An 18656-nucleotide genomic window follows, 5' to 3' on the forward strand; every position below is an offset into this window, starting at 1 on the left:
CGTGCCGCGCGACTACAAAGTAGACGGCTACGCCGATGGCGATCGCAAGCACCAGAGCAGTGACTGAAAGCCGCGTGTAGCTGTCGATCAAGACGGCCATCCCTTTTGAAGCCCGACCCCGGTCCTGCCGCCAACCTGTGGGAGGATCGCCGGCAGCCTGAGCCGTTGGACGTGACCATGCCCAACACGGGCAGGACAGCCACGCTGGCCGGTAGGCATCGACACGATCATTACGACCGCCTAGACCTTTGTTCAACCTGCCGGATCTAGCACGACTGCTATCGAGTTCGGGCTCAGCCTCAACGCTCAGCCGTGGAACCGCTTCCTTCGTGGCTGAAGCGGGCGTTGCCTAGCCCGGTGCCGATGGTGAGGACACCCCAGCGCCGCACTCCACCAATCCAGGGCTTCTCGCTCAGGCCCTGTAGGACGGCGTCGTTGTGCATGAGAACCGTGACCTCGTCGGCCCCGATCTTCGGGACGGCGTCACGCAAGCGCGCGGGTAGGTTGAAGTCCGCCGCCTCCCAGTCTCCCGGCAGGTTCTGCCCCCCCGAACGATCGCTCCATCCGCTCGGATTTCGCCGGGGCATCCGACCACGACCAGCGGCGCCGGGCGTAGTCCCGCCGCGGCTGCCTGGGCCGCAAGCCGGTGCAGCATGACGGTCAGACGATCTACGACCGCATCGCGGGCGGGCCTCTCTTCTCGATGCCGCCAGTGCTCGCGCATCGCCACCACGCAGGCGGCGAACACCGCGCTCTGCCCCCGGTTCAACAGCACGACGCCCGCACGGATGTTGCCTCCACCGATGTCGACGGCGAGGATGCTGTCCCGATCTCTCGGCAAGCTCGCCGCACGGAAGTGGACTGCGCCGAGCAAGGCGGCCTCATCGGGATGGTTGCGGATCGGCCGCAGAGTGGTGCTTGCACCTGCCGATCGCAGACGAGCGTCGGCCCGGCGTATCGCTTGTTCGCCGACCCTGCTCTCGCGCAGGCCGCCCCCGACCACGATCAACTCGGTATCATGCCATTCCGGGCAAGCGAGAAACCGATCCACAACCTCGGTGAGGCGATGGGCGAAGTTCTCGACGGCTACGCTGAGCAGTTCGGCTGCAGGCGATCCGGGTTGGTCCAGCACGCCATCGAGCGCGCTGCGGTCGCCGCTGTCGATGGTGCCAAGCGGGTCGGTCCCGAGCCGCCGGCGCCAGTCCTTGCGCGCCTCGTCGAGCGCGTCCTGGAAAGCCCGACTGCGTGCCCGGTCGCCGACGAACCCGCCGTTCTCGCGCAGGGCCAGGTTGTAGCTGTCGACTCGTAGCCCCGCGATGATGCGTTCGCCGTGCTGATCCATGGCGGTCCAACGCCGATTCGACCCTCGGCGCAGTTTAGGAAGGTGTATCATGACAGCGCGATGACGCCTTCACGTAACGTCATGCAGGTGATCGAGAGGCCGTTCGATTCCTCGCACGGGTCGAAAAGCGCCGTCGGTTGGATCTGCAGCCCCGAATCTGACGTGCACGATCGATGCACCTTCCACGCCTGGCATCGACGAACGGAAATCGAGACGGCCGCGCTGCTCCGGTCGGGGAGGGCGAGCGGGAAAGAGCTTCCGGTCGCTGAGAAGGCCGGGCAAGAACTGCACGGCTATCCAGAGTGTAGAGCATCAAGATTCACGTTCCGCGTTCCGGTTTCAAACGCAGACCATCTGTAACCGACCCGTGTCTAGGGGTTCCAGGTGCGGATTTTCGCGCGCACGCATAACTTGAGAGATATCGCTATCCGGCTTATCGCTGCGTTTTTCGTCGCCGATCCATCCGGTTATTCAGAAATATTTAGCGAATTCAGCCAACGATCATTCGCCCGCATCCGCCAGAACGCTCTTAGCGCCATGTCGCCTCAGACCAAGCAACGACCGCCTGAACTCGCGGGCAGTGCTGCCCACATCCTGAGCCAACGTTGGCATGCCGCTCGGAAGCCGGGTATGACGTTGCCGCCTTACGAGGAGATCGCTCTCGGCTCGCTCGGTCGTTTCGCCGATGGCACTGTGCTGGTGCGCCTCGACGGGTCAGATCTCGTCCACCTGCAAACGGCATCAGCCGTCGCTACATGGCTCCAAGGGACGCCCCGTCATGCCGCCGGACACCAGCGAAGCGACTGCGCGCGGCTCTTGGATCAGATCGTGCGACGCGCCCTCCGGACCGGCCAGCCAGAGCGGCAGGTTGCAAGCCGCGTCGAGAACGGCATCGTCGAGGTTCACGAGATCCTCGCGTTGCCCCTACACACGCACTGGGGCTTCCCGGTCGCCCTCGTCCACGTCAGCGAACCCCAGACCCGATCCAGTCTCATCGAACAAGTCTACCAGTCGACCCGGGAAGGGGTTCTCGCCCTCGCGCCTGTGCGCGACGCGGACGGACAGCTGTGCGATCTGCAGATCGTCACCCTGAACGCCGGCGCCGCGCAGCTGATGCGCCGGTCGGTGGACAGCCTGTTGTGGCACCATCTCTCCGAAGTCTACATGGGTAATCACGCGCAGGAGATCACAGGTCGCCTGTTTCGTGTCGTCGAGAACGGCGGAAGCGACAATTTCGAGCTGGAATTCGTCGGGGACGATGCGGAGTCCTACCTCAAGATCGCCGTAGCCCCACTCGGCGACCTGCTTGTAGTCACCCTCGTCGACATCACGGAGCTGCGCACCCGCGAAGCCTCCTTCCGGATGTTGTTCGAGGCCAACCCGGTTCCGATGTGGGTCTTGGACGCCGGATCCTTGCGCTTCCTCGACGTCAACACCGCCGCCGTCGAGCACTACGGCTACAGCCGCGACCGCTTCCTGGCGATGACAGCCCACGACATCCGACCGGAGGCGGACCGTGCCGAACTGCAGATCGTCTTCGCGAACCGGACGAAGCCCTACGATGGCGAGCGGATCTGGCGTCATTGCAAGGCGGATGGATCGGTGATCCAGATCCTGCCGTACGTGCGTCCGCTCGTGCTGCGGGGCCGGCCGGCCGTGCTCGCTGCGAGCATCGACGTCACCGAGCGCCAGCTCGCCGAGGCGGAACTGCGCCGTACGCGCAGCTTCCTCGACACGGTGATCGAGAACATCCCCGCGATGCTCTACGTGCAGGATGCGGTCGACCACCGCCTCCTGCTCGTCAACCGTGCCTGCGAGGATCTGCTCGGCGTGCCGCGCGATGAATTGATCGGAGGACCGTCGCATGCACTGTTTCAGCACACGACGGCCCGGGCCGTGCTGGATCAGGACGCGGCGCTGTTTCGCGCCGGCGGTCAGGACTCGATCGCCGAGGAACGTCGATTCGAGACGCGCGGCAACGGTACGCGCCTCCTGCACGTCAAGAAACTCGCCGTGAGCGACGAGGAGGGGCGACCGCGCTACCTGCTCGGGATCGCCGAGGACGTGACGGAGCGCCGTGCCGTTGAGGCTCGGATCGCTCACATGGCGCACCACGACCCGCTCACCGACCTGCCGAACCGTGCTTGCTTCCGCGAACGTCTGAACGACGCGCTCGAGCGACGGCATCGTCATGCCGAGCCGGCGGCTGTGCAGTGCCTCGATCTCGACGGGTTCAAGGCGGTCAACGACACGCTGGGACACGCAGCCGGCGACGCGCTGCTGCGCGCGGTGGCGGACCGCCTCCGGCGCTGCGTTCGCGAGGAGGACCTGGTCGCCCGCTTCGGCGGCGACGAGTTCGCCATCCTGCAGGCGAGCGCGCCGTCGCCGGAAGCTGCGGGCCAGCTCGCCGCGCGCCTGGTCGAGTGCTTGGCACAGCCGTTCTCCATCATAGGTCAGAACGTGGTGATCGGAGCCAGCCTCGGCATCGCGATGCTGCCGGGCGACGGGACCACGCCGGATCTTCTGCTCAACAACGCCGACCTCGCGCTTTATCAGGCCAAAGCGGAGCGACGCGGCACGTTCCGGTTCTTCGAGCCGGAGATGAACGCCCGCATCCAGGCACGTCGTACGCTGGAGCGCGAGCTGCGCGAGGCGCTGAACACCGGCGCCTTGGAGCTGTTCTACCAGCCGCTCCTGAACCTGCGGGAGAAGCGGATCAACGCCTGCGAGGCGCTGCTGCGCTGGCGCCATCCCGAGCGCGGCTTCGTCTCGCCGGCCGAGTTCATCCCGATCGCCGAGGAGACCGGTCTGATCGCGCCGATCGGCGAATGGGTCCTGCGCGAGGCGTGCCGGGAAGCGGCCACCTGGCCGGGCGAGATCAAGGTCGCGGTCAACCTCTCACCCGTGCAGTTCCGTCAGCAAGGCCTCGTCCCTGCCGTGGTGTCGGCGCTGGCGAACGCTCGGCTCGATCCGAAGCGGCTGGAGCTGGAGATCACCGAGTCGGTGCTGCTCGCCGACAGCGAGGCGAATCTGGCGGTGCTTCACCGGCTGCGCAACCTCGGCGTGCGCATCGCCATGGACGATTTCGGGACGGGATACTCCTCCTTGAGCTATCTCCGGACGTTTCCCTTCGACAAGATCAAGATCGATCAGTCCTTCGTGCGCGAGCTCGGCGTCAACCGCCACTGCGCGGCGATCGTGCGGGCGGTGGCCGGACTCGGTGCCGATCTGGGCATCACGACCGTGGCCGAGGGCGTCGAGACTGCGGCGCAGCGCGATCACCTGCAGAATGAGGGTTGCGACGAGATGCAGGGCTACCTGTTCAGCCGCCCGCTCCCGGTCGCCGACTTGCGTGAGCTGATCGCGGTGACTGAACAGGCCGCGCGAGCCGCCTGACGATCGCGTGCGACCCGGCTCGACGAGCGCCGTCTATGAACCTGCAGCTCGTCGCACGTCGCTCAGGCTGCGCGCACGCGTTCCGGAAAGGCTGGTATCGCGCTCCGCGGGATGTGAGAGCCCTGGTTCGGTGCCCGGCGTCCGCTCGCACCGCGCCCGCTCGGACCCCCGTTGGAGGCGGCCGCCGCTCGCATCGTCCCGATGCTCCCGGCGATGGTCTGCGCGGCCGCACTCGCAACGGCTCGGGCGATCTCCTGGCCGACCTGATCCTGGTCGTCGGCGGCAGCGGCGACGGCGGGCGCCGTGCACTCGACTGCGCGATCGTCGTCGCGATACCGCCGATCGCGTCCATGGCGCTCTGCGCTGCGGCATGGATCGCGTCGACCCGACCCACGGTCCGGTCGGCCGCCAGCGCCGTCCGACCGACAAGAGCCTTCACCTCGGCCGCCGCGACGGCGAAGCCCCCGCCGGCCTCGCCGGCCAGGAGCACCTCGAAGGTAGCGTCGTGCGCCGGTGGATTCGTCGGAACGGCCACCGTGCGGATTGCCGTTGCGGCGCCGATCCCGGCGACGGATCACGACGACCCGGCCACGGTCGTCTCCGCGCCGTGCGCGTCGGGCAGTGCCACCGCGGCGACCGCGCCCAGGCCGGCATTCCATCAGGCTGCCTAATCGTGAACGTCGCCTCTTTTTCGTGAACGCAATCGCGCGCCGGCGCGGGCACCCTTACGCGTCGCCTGCGAACCGGGCGTGATCCCGCCGAGGGCTGGTCGTGTGCCTCATATCTCGGGTTGGCCCGGCAACTGGACTGGAACACGCGCGCGTGCCGAACCGTCGAGCTTCGCCCTGACGCGCCGTTCGGGCCATGCCGCAATCCGGAGGATCCGAAAATGATCTTCATGTCTCGTTATCGCTGGACGCTGCTTCGGACGGCCGGGGCTGTCGCCCTGATGGTCGGCTGGGGCCGGATCCAAAGCTCCCAGGCGCAGACCACGCCGCCCGCGGCCGGTTCGGCGCGGTCGGGGCAAGTACCGCCACCCCAGCCGAGCGGCGAACCGCAGCCCCGACAGACCCAATCGCAGGAGCGCACCCCGGAGCAGCTGAGGCAGACGCCCCCCCCGCAGCAAAGCGGCGCAGCCCGGCAGAACCAGCCGCAGGAGCGGGCTGCGGCCGCGGCCGAATCCGGTCGTCTGCCGGCCCAGCCATATACGGTCGACGGCAGGCGGACCCCGTACGTCGCCGAGTACCTGCCGGACGGCCGGCTCGTGCGCCCGATCGGCTGGCGCGAGTGGCCGTTCATCGGCACGCCGCTGACGCCGAACCAACTCAATCTACCGGAGGCGCCATTCCCGGAGTTTCACATCGTCTATGTCGAGCCGACTGCTTGGGAGCACTTCAAACGGACGGGAGAGTTCCGCGAAGGTACTGTGATCGTCAAGGAGCTCGTGCGCCAGCAGATCAACAGCACGACGGACCCGGCAAACGGCGCAATCACGGAATCGAGCGGTAAAGGCTATTTCATGGCCGAGTATGCCGGTCTCGAGGCGGCCGTGAAGGACTCGCGTCGCTTCGCGAACGAACCGGGTAAATGGGCCTACTTCTCCTTCGGTCACGTGCCTGAAGCACAATACGCCTCGGCGACCGAGGTAAAGGCCGTCGAGACCTGCAATGCCTGCCATGCTGCTAACGCCGGCCGGGATTTCGTTTTCATTCAACACTACCCGGTGCTGCGTGGCTTGCTGGAGCGCGTCGGCAAGAACTAGGGACCCAAGCGCTCGGCGTTGTCATCGGAGGATCGTATGTTCCGTCGCCGTCTTCCCTCGGCTACTCTTCTTCTAACCTGCGGAGCGACGATCGCCGCGGCGACAGGCTTGCTCGCCCAACAGGTACGGTCCGCGAACGTTGCAGAACTCCCGGGCGCGTCGGCTGGGCTGATCGACGTCGCCGGCGCCATGCGTCTGCCTCTCGATTATCGAGCGGCCTACCAGTTCCTCGGCACCTGGGCTGTCGCCTCCGATCCCGTGCCAGGCTCGAAGGAGATGCATACGGTCTACGTCTCTCCGGGCGCGATCGACGAGTATCGAGCCAACGGCCGGTTCAAAAATGGCACCGTCTTGGTGAAGGAGGTGTTCAAAGCCGAGAGCGAGGACATGACCACCGGCCGGGTGAGCCGGGCCGCCGGTCTCGTCGGTTGGTTCATGATGGTGAAGGACGATCGCGGCAGCCACCCGGGCAATCCACTTTGGGGTGACGGGTGGGGCTGGGCATGGTTCGACAAAGGCAGCCCGGACAAGACCAAGACGCTTGACTATCGCCAGGAATGTCTGGGCTGTCACACCCCGGCGCAAGCCACCGACTGGCTGTACATCAAAGGTTACCCAATCCTTGCCCGCTGAGGCTATGCTGCTGCTCGATCAAGCTGGATGGCACATCACGACGAAGCTCGCGGTTGTTGTCATGATCCCGGCGCCATTGCCCTCGACCTCTGCTGCGACGCCTGCAACGGGCTCGTCGACTGATCCCCGCGCATCACCTCCATCAGCCTGAGCGAATGGGCTATGCGCTTTGTTCGTTAAGAGGTCCGAACAACCTGCAGCCGCGTGATCTCGTAAGTTTCATCTTTGTTATTTGTTGGTAGGGAGCTTCTATTGTTCCTCAAGCAATAAAATATAAATTATCAAATTAATGTTTGTCACAAGTAGACCCTCGTTATATCACGAGATATAAGTAATCAACTGACGTATCCAAATAAATAAAAACATCATGCAATAATCGTTGCTGGAATTTGTCCGGACCTGCATGCAAAGGTCCCTCCGAAGAAATTGAGAATCCCGGTGCGGCCGTCGCTTCGGTGTGGAGTGTCGGAAAAGTTCACGAGAGTCGCTCCCGTCGATATGCACTCGGCGTGCAACCAATCTGCGCGCGAAACCTGGTCGCAAAGTGCTGCGAGGAGTGGAAGCCGCACGCAAAGGCGACCTCGGTGATCGAGCGGCTCGGGTCGAGCAGCATTTCGCACGCGCGTTCGATACGACGGCGCATGAGCCAACGGTGGGGAGGGAAACCCGTTGCCTTGGCAACAAGTGTCGTGAGCTTGCGTGGAGATAGCTGCGCCGCGCGAGCCACGTCCACCAGCCTGATATCGTCGGCCCAGCGCGATTCCATGTACTCGATCGCCCTTCCGACAGCTGGACCGAAACGGCTCCGGCGCGGACCGAGGGATCCCCAACGGACTGCGCCGTTCAAGGACGAGTGTTGCCGAAGAAGATGGACCGCAACCTCCAGCCCCAACGTTTCGATGCGAAGACGCGATAAAGGTCGAGCCATGCGCATTTCAGCCAGCATCTCGACTTCAAGGCGACGGAGTTGCCAGTCGGGAACGGCTCTGGGGTCAATCGATCCTGTTGGCGCAGCAGACGAAACTGAGTCCCTGGACGCGGCTATATCGCCAAGCGACGGATCAGGTACGTAGATATTCAGGGTGCGAAATCCGCCGGTCGGAAGCCGCGGGTGTTCATCTAAGCACACCAAGTAAATGCTATTTAGCGATCTTTCGGTATGAAATTGAGACTTATCGTCTTGCAAAATATCGCAGTCGAATGTGCAGAACCGAAGTGTCAAGTCGTGGTGCTCGCGGTTCGGCTCGGCCCAAGGCTTCCGAGCCTCATCGTCGGCGCGCGTCTGGAACGCCACGGATTCGGCGTACTCTGCTCGTCCCTTCGGCCGCTTGACTGGTTGGCTATCCCCGCCTTGCGCCAAAAGGGCGATGATCGCCGGCGTGTTCACGAGCAACCCTCCCTCCGATCTGAGCGCCCAAAGTCCAGCGCACGCGGCACGAAGCCGAGCGCCTGTTCGACGTCGGCGAGCGCCACCTTCGAAGCCCCGGAGCAGAGGTCGATAGTATGGACGGTGAACTGGATCATGACGGGGCCTTCCGGCGATCTTGGGCGGGGGCGTGGATCGCCCGGAGCGGCCGCTAGTGCACAGACGCCAACGAACGCACCACGTGCCTGTCCGTTAACTTGCTGTTACCGCTGCGAAAACGGCGCTGCCTTGTGTACGCTTTGTCGGCGTCAGAGCACTGGCTGGACCTCGTCATACGATCGGAGAACGCAGCGCGTCGGGCTGGAGCGCTCTCCGCCGAAATGGATGACGGTCCGGTAAAAGAGAGTGCGTGGAAACGGAGCTCATGCGCCCCCACCGCGGTGATCCGCACTCCCACGACGGAGCCAGAGCCCATGTGCCGAGGCTCCGGCTCCGCTCGACGTTAGCCCGCGATGCGCGTGGCAGGCCCGATATGCGGGAAGTCGACCTCGGTCTTGAAGACCTCGTTGACGTAGTTGGTCAGCACGTTGACCGCGACATGAAGCACGATCTCGACGATCTGCGCGTCCGTGTAGCCGACCCTGCGCAAGGCCGCGAGGTCGTCCTCCGCGACATCGGCGCGAGTGACCGCGATCTTGCGGGCGAAGGTGACCGCCACATCCGCGCGGGCGTCGGTCGAGCGGCCTGTGCGGTTGGCCGCGATCTCCGCCTCATCCAACTTGTGGTGCTTGGCGAGCGCCGTGTGGGCGGCGTTGCAGTAGTCGCAGCCGTTGACGTTCGCGATGGCCAGCGCGATGCGCTCGCGCGTCGCGGGATCGAGCGTACCCCGTGCGAGAGCACTGGAGAAGGCGAGCACGCCTTCCAGGCCTGCCGAGCTCTGCGCGAGGATCTTGTGAAGGTTCGGTACGACACCGAGCTGCGTTCTCACGCCCTCGAGCAGATCTTTGACGCTGTCGGTCGCCGTGACCGGGTCGATGGAAGCGATGCGTTGCATGGTGGATCTCCTCGTCAATGGTCGGTATCCGGGGCCGGCGACGGATCAGTAGCGACGGTGACGGATCGTCTTGAGCGAGTCGGCGGCAATCCAAAGCGAAATGGCGAGTAGGCCGACATCCTTGAGGAGGAACTGACCGACCGACACCGAGATGGCGGGGAAGCCGAGCTCCGGCGCGGCGACACCGGGCGTCGAAGCCATGAAGCTCAGGGTCGTGACGAAGAGGCCGGCCGACAGGAGACCACCGAGCGCGGAGAGCGTGGGGTTGACGAGCCGCGCGGCGATGAGGGCGCCGATGCTGAGTTCGAGCACGCCGAGGAAATCCGAGAAGAAACGCACGCTGAAGATGCTGTAGAACCAGCTCAACAGCGGGCTGTTGCCGACCAGCGGAACCAGTCCTTCCGCTTCATAGGCTGTAAACTTCATTCCCCCGAACCAAGCGTAGATGACGGCAAGCGAACCGTAGAGCGCCGCTCGGGTCAGGTGATCTCCGTACCGCTCGATCGCAGTCAAAGCCGGACCGACTTCGACAAAGGCGCTGCTTCGGCCGGAAACAAGAGAGTGATTGGACATGGGAGTCGAGCTTTCTATTGCGAAATTGTGCCGGCGGAGACGAGGTGCACCTTCGCCGTCCAGGAGAGGGTACGACGTATCACCGCGCCGGAACTTCAAAGCGGGCGCCCCGGACGTCGATGGCTCGCGTCGGGTTCCGAGCCGTCGATGCCGTGATCGCAGGCTTTCCGGAAGAGGCGGTGTAGGCGGTGGTCCGACCGTTGCTGCGCAACGGAGCAGGGCCCGCGCCGTTCGGGACGGCGGGCGCGACCTCCCGGGGGCCGATCTCCGGCGCGACGAATTCGTGGCCCCAGGCGGTGAAGGTGCGGCTCTGCTGGGCCGCGGCCGGCAACGTGGTGGCGGTCAAGGCCAACGCGACCGTGAACGCTGACGTCGTGCGCATGAACATTTTGGATCTCCGTCGGGCCTGAGCGGGTCTCTTCCGCGGTTGGTTCGAGGCGGCGAATGGTGCCGCTCGTTGGACAGGTTTTATATAAAACTATTTTTGTCCGGGGCACGTGCGCCGCCGCACATGCTGTGATATCAAACTTCTTGGGTATCAGGCTCGGCGGCTCGCATGAGCGCCCGCTTGATCTATATCCTAATCCTAGAAACAGCTTCCGTTTGGAACCACGACGTGCCCTCGTCCTTCAAGCTGACTCCCGTCGCGGCTGCAGCCATCGAGCAGGCATGCATCTGCGTCGCCGTCCAGCGCGCCGCCCGCGTGATCGGACGCGAATTCGACGCGGCGTTCCGAGCCGTCGGTCTTTCGAACTGGCAGTTCACACTTCTCACCGTGCTCGCCTGTGCTGACGGACCGACGATGCGTGAATTGGCCGATGAGCTTGCCCTCGATAAAAGCACGCTCACGGCCAACATCAAGCTGCTCGAGCGGCGTGGGTTGATCACGACCGAACCCGATCCGGACGATCGGCGTGCCCGGCGCGTGCGCCTGACGGAAGTCGGTCGTGCCCGCCTCGACGAAACCGTTCCACTGTGGGAGCACATGCAGGCGGAGTGTTTGGCTCGTCTCGGCGAGGCAAATGCGGGCTCGCTTCGCCGAGCGTTGGCGAAGTTGGCGGACCGTGATCAAGTCTGAAACCAAGTAGGCCGTCCGCATGATCGTTGTCGATACTTGGAGGAGACGAGGTGTATGCGATGGTGAGCACATGGATCTTGGTCGTTCGTCCGGCTCGCGAGCGACCAATGGCCTGAGTCTGCTCCCCCCTTCGCCGCCGGCGGCGCAGCGGTGGGCCTTCACGCATAAGGCGATCAGAACCTGGGCCGGCGGTCCGCCAGCCTGGGAGAGGGCTTCAAACATACCGACCCAGACCCCCTTGGCTTCCCAGCGCACGAAACGGTTGTAGACGGTTCTCGTCGGCTTGTGGATCTAGTGCAGTGCGTCCGACCAACGTCCTCCGGATTTCAGCACGTGGACGATGCCGGTGATCTCGAGCCGGTCGTCCACGCGCTCCTTGCCCCGCGCATCGGTGGGCAGGTGCGGGGTGATCTTGGCAAACTGCTCGTCCGTCCGCCAGAAGTGATCCATCGGCTCCTCCAGCAGCGGCCGTGAATCACGTCACCGCGGACGGCGCTGCCGTTATGGGTCCGGACGCTAGAATGTCGATGCAGCGATTCCAAGCCGCCCGCCCATATGAGTCGGCGGACAGGTGAAGGCAACGAGCTGGAGCTAAGCCAAGACTTAACCTGTGTTGAAACGCCCTGGACGATGAAGCAACTCGACATGGCGAAGATTCTGGGAGGCGTCAGGGCAAGCTCCGTCTCCGGCGGAAAGCCTCTTCGCATCGCGGTATGCCGATCATGGTTTCGGTTCTGGTGTGGTTCGAAGCAGGGGGCGTTCAGATGGAGGCGACGACCAGCACGCTAGAGAAGGCCGCGAGCAGGCCGACGACGAGGGGAAGGGTCAACAGAGGATCGAACATCGTGGTTCTCCGCGGCGGGACGATCGCGCCATGATCCTGAGTGCCGGTGGAACGGTGGATCCGCGTGCGGCTGCGCACAAGTGCCAGCCGGCGACGAGACGAGATCTTGAAGGGATGCGCTTGCGATGCTCGCGCCAAGCCGCCTCGCGTTCACGACGCGCACGGTTGCACTCGGCGCAAACGCAGTCGGGGTTTGCGGAGCAGGTCCGCCTGGTCGGGTGTGGGATCGATCCGATTTCTGTGGCCGTCCGCGAACGCCATCGGGGTAGTCCAAAGATCCGCGCTCCGTTCGGCAGCGCGGGCTGGGTCGCGTTCATCCCGGCGTAGAAGCCGAGGCATTGCGCGCGCTTCAGGTAACAAGATCGCTGCGGTCGACGAAAGCCGGGTAACCACACGCGCCTCAGAGGTCGATCGTAAAGCGGTTGTCATAGGAAGGGCTTCAATGTCAGCACGCATGTTCGGCCCGATCCTATGCCCCGCAGCCGCTGGTCCAGCCATGGTCTCCTCGTCGAATCCAGGGATCGCTTGGGAACACGATTTCGCAGTCAGCCATTCGAGCCGACGGCGATGTAAACCGCCTTCGCAATGGATCGGCCTACCATCCCGCGCTTCAACGTCATCGCACCGAGGGACACTACATGACTTTCCTGTCCGTTGGTGCGACGACACTGCCGGTCACCGGCCGAAAGCTCCGATCTAGCCATGACATCCTACCAACAGGGTGACGCTATCGCATCCGGTTCACTCCCGTTCCGCTACGAAGGGGTTGCTTACATCGACCGCTTCGCCGACGTGCTCGACGAGGCGCGCTACGCGCCGATTCCCGACGACTGGTTCGTAGCATTGTCGGATGTGGTCCGCTCGACGGCTGCGATCGAGCAGGGGCGTTACCGCGCCGTCAACTTCGCCGGCGCTGCGGCGATCACGGCGGTGCGCAACGCGCTGCCGGGCGTCGACGTGCCTTTCGTGTTCGGCGGCGATGGTGCGAGCCTGCTCGTTCGGCCGGAGGATCGTGGGACCGTGGAGGCGGTACTCTCCCAGACGGTGACCTGGGTCGGAGAGGCTCTCAACCTCGACCTGCGTGCGGCGCTGATCCCAATCTCTGCCGTGCGCGCGGCTGGGCGCGACCTGCGCGTAGCTCGATACCGTGCTTCCGTACAGGTCGATTATGCGATGTTCTCCGGCGGCGGTCTCGCCTGGGCGGAGGCGGCGATGAAACGGGGCCTGTATTCGGTTCCGCCTGCACCCAGGGGGGCAAGGCCCGACCTGACTGGCCTGTCCTGCCGCTTCGCGCCCGTCCCGGCTTCCGAGGGCATCGTCCTATCGCTCATCGTCGTGCCATGCCCGAACGTCGACCGGACAAGTCTGCACACCGTCCTCTCCGACCTGATCGAAGCCGTCGAAGCGAGCCCGGCCATGGGACGGCCTCTCCCGGAACAGGGCCCGCGCATGCGGCCGCCGTGGGCCGGACTCGGCACAGAGGCGCGCGCCGCCGGCCCATTGGCGGGCTCGCTCGCTCTCCGTAGTGCCCTGCTCTTCACGAAACGCTGCTGGTCTTTCGCTTTGTTCCGCTCAGGACTACCGGTCGGACCTTTCTCGCCGCGCGCCTACGGTCGCGAACTCGCGGCCAACGCAGATTTCCGCAAGTACGACGACGGCCTGCGCCTCACCGTGGCGTGCCCGTCCGCGACCGTCGACGCGATCGAAACGCAACTGGCGGCGGCGATGCGAGCCGGCCTCGTGCGCTACGGCCTTCATAAACAGGCTTCGGCGATTGTGACCTGCATCAGTCCGTCGCCGCTCAGTGCCGATCACCTCCACTTCGTGGATGGCGCTTCCGGCGGCTATGCCCGCGCTGCCCTCCAAATGAAACAGGTCGAGGATGAACAAAGCGAACATCCCCTTCCTCGCCGGCCTTGACCCATCTTTGATCCAAGCCTTGCGCGATGGTTTCGACTCCGGTGTCATCGCATGGGACTGGCAAGTCTTCGGGTAGCGCGAGGAGCGCGATGCGCTCTACAGCGAGGGCGACGCGGATGCGAACATGACCGCCTTGGGGACGTTCCTCGTCTTGTGCGATCCGCTTGCGGCCCTTTCCGGGATGCCCAGCCCGCGTTCGATAAAATCAGAACAAGGATGCGCTATTGTGCATTGGCGACATTGCGAGCGTCGCCGTGCCAGCTCCTTCCGACCACGCCTCGTAAGCCGGTCCATTCAGGTGTGGATCGGCTTACGAGGCGTGACCGCGCTGGCGCCGAGGTCGGCCGACAGGACCGCGAACATCGCGTCCGCCTCATGAACCTTCACGGCGATGCGCAGTGCGCCTGTCACGGCGGTGTCGGGCAGGAGAGCTTGATCCCAGCCGTCCGCATCGGGCTCATTCTGGCGTTCGCGCGATGATGGACCAAAAAGGACGCGTAACAGGGTGGCTTGACCAGGCGAAAGGAGTGGAAGGGAAACGGCAAGCACCGAAATGCGGAGATCACTATGGATCGTGTCCTCATCGCCGGGCTCGCTCTTTGCCTTTCGGGGCCTGCCCTCGCCCAAAACACCGGCAGCGGCCAGCAAACGGGCGGACCGGCTCGGGATCGCATCAGTGCGACCGGCGGTCGCCAGAAGCCGGTTGCTACTCCCGACCCGAGGCGGCTCGGTTCTGGTAGCCATGCCGGCGGTCCGCTCAACAATCGGCGGCCCTCGACTGGACCGCGTGAGGCATCACCTATGGTGAAGCGGAGTCGCTCTGTGTCCCGCTACGGATCCGGTTCGCGCGCCGGTGGCCCGCTGCCTCGCTGAAGAGTCGTGTCCCAGGACCAGAACTTGAACCCACCCGATCCAATGCAAGCGCCAGCCCCCGACGCACTAACTCTTCGGGACCTCGGTCAAGTCGTTCTCGTCTTTCAAGGCGGCGGCGCACTGGGGGCCTATCAAGTCGGCGTCTACCGCGCCTTGCACGAGGCTGGAGTCGATCCCGACTGGGTCATCGGCACCTCCATCGGTGCCATCAACGGTGTGTTGATCGCCGGCAACTCACGCGGGCAGCGCCTCGAACGCCTCCGCACGTTCTGGCGCCGCATCGAGCACGGTGCCCTGCGCGAACAGCTATCGGCTTGGCCTGGCTTCGGTCCAATGGCCGCCCATTGGTCCACGATCATGCAGGGGGTGGCAGGATTTTTCACCCCCAACCCCTTCGCGCTGGCAAACCCTCACTGGCCGCTCGCACCTGAGTCGGTCGGCTACTACACCATGGCGGCCCTGCGTGAGACGCTTGCCGACCTCGTCGATTTGAAGCAGCTCAACGGCGGCGGCTGCAGGCTGACGGTCGGCGCTGCGCATGTTTGTACCGGCCAGATGCGCTACTTCGACAGCCGCGATGAAGTTCTGGACCTCCGTCATGTCTTGGCATCCGGAGCGTTGCCACCGTCCTTCCCTCCTGTGCGTATCGGTGACGAACTCTACTGGGACGGGGGCATTCTTTCGAACACACCCGTCGAAGCGGTGTTCGATGACAACCCGCGGCGCGATGGGATCATCTTCGTCGTGCATATGTGGAACCCGTCCGGCCCTGAACCTCGGACCATCTGGGAGGTGGTCAACCGTCAGAAGGATCTCCAATACGCCAGCCGCGCTCACAGCCACATCGCCCGTCAGAAGCAGACGCACCGGCTCCGCCACGTCATTGCGGAACTCGCCCGCCGGCTTCCCGCAGAGGTCGCGGCCGAGCCGGAGATCAAGGCACTGACGGCGTATGGCTGCCTGACCCGCATGCACGTGGTGCGGCTACTCGCACCGCGGCTCGAGGCAGAAGACCATATGCGCGACATCGATTTCAGCCCGAACGGGATACGAGCGCGTGAGGAGGCTGGTTACCTGCACGCGCGGCGTGTGCTCGCCGAGGCGCCGTGGAGACGAGAGGTCGACCCTCTTGAAGGCTTCGTACTGCATGAGGCTGAGGCAGATCAGGCTGCGGTCACCCGATGAGGCGCCTGCGAGAGGAGAATTTGTGGAACGGATGGCGAACGACGCGCAGGCGCAAATCCGATCGGAAGGCGCATCGCAACGACTGATCGCCTCGACCGTGACGCGCCTCTCGCTCGAGCTTTCGTGTGCATGTCTGTCCGATTGGAAGGCGCACTTTGCGAGGACCGTCTTTCAAACGTAAGAGCTATCATAATCCGTATGTTGTGCCACTATTTGCAAGATTAGTATTGAATGATGCAAGCTTTTTCTGTTCCGAAACAATGATTATGTCGGGAAGTATCCAGGAGAATACAAGTCAAATTCGCGTCATGTTGACCCAAAAGTAGTGATGCGTGAAGAATCTCCTGGCGCCGGCCATGCCTTTCCCATCGATTTCGCAGTGTCTACTATTCAAATTCTCAAGTGGCTTCTTCACGATCTCTCTCAGCTCGGTCACAGCATTCTTGAGGGGCGGTACCTATCCCAATCGGTCGTCGGCATCAGCTCGAAGCCATTCTGGGTCGGATCCGAGGCGTATCGCACAGCGCCACGTGCCGCGTCCGGAATGTCTTCGAGAAGCAGTTCGAGGTCGCGCGGCATCAGAACACTGCCACAGCATCGCGTTCCGCCGACGCTGCGAAGCGAGGATCCAGATTTAGCCATTCCGCCAGATAGACCGGATGACCTAGGATCTCGGCTAAGTCGCTTTTTAGTCTTACGAAACCCGTGAGCGACATGCGGGTATCCGGTGATACTTCGATCAGGATGTCGATGTCGCTATCGAGCCGGTTCTCGCCGCGGGCAGTAGAGCCGAAAACGGACATCCTGGTGCTGCCCCGGGCGTCGAGGTCCGGCTTCCGCGCGGAGAGCGGAGATCACTTCCACGAGGGTTAGTGGGCGCTGCCGGTCCTCGGAAGCCAAATGATCTTCGACGAGCCGTCGCAGGATCAAAGCACCCACATTCAGACGTAGAAGAACGTGAGCGTATCGAGTCGATCAGTTAATTCGGCCGCTTACCAGTAGGGCATGCCAAACTCAGGTTCCCTTTACACGGGAGGCGTCGCGGTGCTGGCCGTCAGCAGCCGGTACAGATCGAGGTCGCGAGGAGCCGGTGGAGCTCGCCGCTCTTGCGGTCGAGGTCCGGCGTGGTCCCGCTGCGCCCGTCGAGGGAGAGGCCGGCCGGCTTCGTGGTTCCGTTCATCGTCACGTGGCGAAACTGCGCCTTCGGCAGTGCAGCGGTTGCGACGACTCTCGGCGCGTCGATCGGCGCGGCGCGAACCGGGAGGGTGGCGATGCTGAAAAGGGCGACGACAGTAAGGGCGGAGCGGATCATGGCGGTGTTCCTCGACACGGTGCTTGGCAGAGGATGTTCAGGCGTAGGCAACAATCATCAGGCCGAAGAAGGCGGCCAGGGTGCCGATCACCGGGGCGAGTGCGTAGAGTGGGTTGGGCATTGGAGGTCTCCGCGGCGCGACGATCGCGCCATGTCCATGAGTGCCGGCGGAGCGATGGATCCGCGTGTGGCCGCGCACATGAGCCTGTCGACGGATCAATCCGGGCCTGCCATAAATGATGCGGTGCCGGTGCCCGGCGGGGACGCGGGATGGCTATAGGCCGAACCTCGTTGCAGCTGTCTGTAGGGCGATGGACCGGGCAAACAATCTGAAGTATCAGCATCCACGCCTGTGACGGCAGCTGGCTTCGAGCGCTGGCGATCTCAAGGCTGATTCCGAAGAACGGCCACCCGTGCAGCGTGCGGCCCAAACCCGATGCTTTCGCTTCCGCGAGAGGTCTGGCACAACCTGGTGACTGCCTGCGCTGCCCCGATCCAACCGGATTGCACACGCTCAGGCCCTCGCTGCCCGAGGCACGTGATGCTCAAGTTCTACTTCAACCTGTCTCCGAACCCGAGCAAGGTCGCGCTCCTGTTGGAGGAGCTCGGTCTGGACTATGAACCCGTGCCGGTGGATACCCGCCGCGGCCAGCAGTTCGAGCCTGCCTTCCTCGCCGTGAACCCGAATGGAAAGGTGCCCGCCATCGTCGACGGCGAGGTCACGGTCTTCGACAGCAACGCGATCCTGCTCTACCTCGCCGAGAAGGCCGGCCGCTTTCTACCCGCCGGTGCAGCCGAGCGGGGACCGCTTCTGTCGTGGCTGATGTTCGTGGCCACCGGGATCGGTCCGTTTTCAGGGCAGGCCGTGCACTTCCGGCACTTCGCGCCCGAGCCAGTGCCGTATGCCCGTGAGCGCTATGCCTACGAGGCACGCCGCCACTACGGCGTGCTGGAAAGCCACTTGGCAGGTCGCCGGTACATGGTCGGCAACACCTACACCATCGTCGACATGGGCGTCTGGGGTTGGGCACGGATGCTGCCGTTCGTGCTCGGCGAGGAAGCTTGGGACAAGCTGCCGAACGTGAAGCGCCTTCACGACGAGATCGCCGCGCGTCCGGCTGCGCAGAGAGCGCTCGGGTTGAAGGACCGCTTCAGTTTCAAAGCCGAGATGGACGACGAGGCGCGCGCTCACATGTTCAAGCACATCGCCGAAGGATGAAATCAAGAGTCAGGCACCCTCGATCGATATGGCTTGACGGCGCCACGTCGGTCGAACAGGAAATGCCGCTCACTTCATCATGCCGAATGTCGGCTCTTC

17 protein-coding genes and 1 pseudogene are annotated in these 18656 nt (G+C 64.1%); 8 read left to right on the plus strand and 10 right to left on the minus strand.

Annotation, left to right across the window (positions count from 1 at the left end):
* Nucleotides 1-412: 412 nt before the first annotated feature.
* Nucleotides 413-1342: an ROK family protein gene (locus ACX9MN_RS09630; protein WP_489724294.1), complete on the minus strand. Its 930-nt coding sequence runs from the start codon at nt 1340-1342 to the stop codon at nt 413-415.
* 630 nt (nt 1343-1972) lie between these two features.
* Between ACX9MN_RS09630 and ACX9MN_RS09635 the strand changes: the two genes are divergently transcribed.
* The 4 genes from ACX9MN_RS09635 to ACX9MN_RS09650 all read left to right on the plus strand — a co-directional run bounded on the left by ACX9MN_RS09635 (nt 1973) and on the right by ACX9MN_RS09650 (nt 7133).
* The gene (locus tag ACX9MN_RS09635) at nt 1973-4738 is read left to right on the plus strand and encodes a putative bifunctional diguanylate cyclase/phosphodiesterase (protein WP_489724295.1); all 2766 of its coding nucleotides are present in this window, start codon (nt 1973-1975) and stop codon (nt 4736-4738) included.
* Between the two features lie 35 nt (nt 4739-4773).
* Nucleotides 4774-5409: a hypothetical protein gene (locus ACX9MN_RS09640; RefSeq protein ID WP_408903012.1), complete on the plus strand. Its 636-nt coding sequence runs from the start codon at nt 4774-4776 to the stop codon at nt 5407-5409.
* A gap of 218 nt (nt 5410-5627) precedes the next feature.
* Nucleotides 5628-6500 carry a cytochrome P460 family protein gene (locus ACX9MN_RS09645; protein WP_489724296.1) on the plus strand — a complete coding sequence of 291 codons (873 nt, stop codon included), beginning with the start codon at nt 5628-5630 and terminating at the stop codon, nt 6498-6500.
* A 36-nt stretch (nt 6501-6536) separates the two neighbouring features.
* The gene (locus ACX9MN_RS09650; protein ID WP_408903014.1) at nt 6537-7133 is read left to right on the plus strand and encodes a cytochrome P460 family protein; all 597 of its coding nucleotides are present in this window, start codon (nt 6537-6539) and stop codon (nt 7131-7133) included.
* Between the two features lie 475 nt (nt 7134-7608).
* On the opposite strand, the gene ACX9MN_RS09655 is transcribed toward ACX9MN_RS09650, so the two are convergent.
* The 5 genes from ACX9MN_RS09655 to ACX9MN_RS09675 form a co-directional block, all read right to left on the minus strand.
* Entirely contained in the window at nt 7609-8520 is a 912-nt protein-coding gene (locus tag ACX9MN_RS09655; protein WP_489724297.1) for a helix-turn-helix domain-containing protein, read from the minus strand.
* On the minus strand, nt 8517-8657 hold the full coding sequence (locus ACX9MN_RS09660; protein ID WP_408903015.1) for a hypothetical protein: 141 nt from the start codon (nt 8655-8657) through the stop codon (nt 8517-8519). Before ACX9MN_RS09660 ends, ACX9MN_RS09655 begins: the two co-directional genes overlap by 4 nt.
* A gap of 344 nt (nt 8658-9001) precedes the next feature.
* A complete protein-coding gene (locus ACX9MN_RS09665; protein ID WP_408903016.1) occupies nt 9002-9553 on the minus strand; it encodes a carboxymuconolactone decarboxylase family protein in 552 nt (183 codons plus the stop codon).
* Between the two features lie 45 nt (nt 9554-9598).
* Nucleotides 9599-10126 carry a YkgB family protein gene (locus ACX9MN_RS09670; protein WP_408903018.1) on the minus strand — a complete coding sequence of 176 codons (528 nt, stop codon included), beginning with the start codon at nt 10124-10126 and terminating at the stop codon, nt 9599-9601.
* Nucleotides 10127-10205: 79 nt separating this feature from the next.
* On the minus strand, nt 10206-10514 hold the full coding sequence (locus ACX9MN_RS09675) for a hypothetical protein (protein ID WP_408903019.1): 309 nt from the start codon (nt 10512-10514) through the stop codon (nt 10206-10208).
* A gap of 168 nt (nt 10515-10682) precedes the next feature.
* Between ACX9MN_RS09675 and ACX9MN_RS09680 the strand changes: the two genes are divergently transcribed.
* Nucleotides 10683-11204: a MarR family winged helix-turn-helix transcriptional regulator gene (locus ACX9MN_RS09680; protein WP_408903020.1), complete on the plus strand. Its 522-nt coding sequence runs from the start codon at nt 10683-10685 to the stop codon at nt 11202-11204.
* A 61-nt stretch (nt 11205-11265) separates the two neighbouring features.
* Here ACX9MN_RS09680 and ACX9MN_RS09685 read toward each other — a convergent pair.
* Nucleotides 11266-11654: pseudogene (locus tag ACX9MN_RS09685) on the minus strand (transposase); the annotation flags it as partial.
* 1096 nt (nt 11655-12750) lie between these two features.
* On the opposite strand from ACX9MN_RS09685, the gene ACX9MN_RS09690 reads away from it, so the two are divergent.
* Nucleotides 12751-13968: a DUF3095 domain-containing protein gene (locus tag ACX9MN_RS09690; protein WP_408903021.1), complete on the plus strand. Its 1218-nt coding sequence runs from the start codon at nt 12751-12753 to the stop codon at nt 13966-13968.
* 294 nt (nt 13969-14262) lie between these two features.
* On the opposite strand, the gene ACX9MN_RS09695 is transcribed toward ACX9MN_RS09690, so the two are convergent.
* Nucleotides 14263-14712, minus strand: coding sequence for a hypothetical protein (locus tag ACX9MN_RS09695; RefSeq protein WP_408903022.1), 450 nt, complete (start codon nt 14710-14712; stop codon nt 14263-14265).
* Nucleotides 14713-14883: 171 nt separating this feature from the next.
* Here ACX9MN_RS09695 and ACX9MN_RS09700 point away from each other — a divergent pair, with 171 nt between their 5' ends.
* The gene (locus ACX9MN_RS09700; RefSeq protein ID WP_408903613.1) at nt 14884-16026 is read left to right on the plus strand and encodes a patatin-like phospholipase family protein; all 1143 of its coding nucleotides are present in this window, start codon (nt 14884-14886) and stop codon (nt 16024-16026) included.
* Nucleotides 16027-16604: 578 nt separating this feature from the next.
* Here the strand turns inward: ACX9MN_RS09700 and ACX9MN_RS09705 are convergent.
* Together ACX9MN_RS09705 and ACX9MN_RS09710 are read right to left on the minus strand one after the other, a co-directional pair.
* Entirely contained in the window at nt 16605-16829 is a 225-nt protein-coding gene (locus ACX9MN_RS09705) for a nucleotidyltransferase family protein (RefSeq protein ID WP_408903023.1), read from the minus strand.
* Nucleotides 16830-17080: 251 nt separating this feature from the next.
* Entirely contained in the window at nt 17081-17338 is a 258-nt protein-coding gene (locus ACX9MN_RS09710) for a hypothetical protein (protein WP_408903024.1), read from the minus strand.
* 541 nt (nt 17339-17879) lie between these two features.
* On the opposite strand from ACX9MN_RS09710, the gene ACX9MN_RS09715 reads away from it, so the two are divergent.
* Nucleotides 17880-18557 carry a glutathione S-transferase family protein gene (locus ACX9MN_RS09715; protein ID WP_408903025.1) on the plus strand — a complete coding sequence of 226 codons (678 nt, stop codon included), beginning with the start codon at nt 17880-17882 and terminating at the stop codon, nt 18555-18557.
* Nucleotides 18558-18656 lie beyond the last annotated feature (99 nt).

Source organism: Methylobacterium sp. 1A (genome assembly GCF_058072805.1).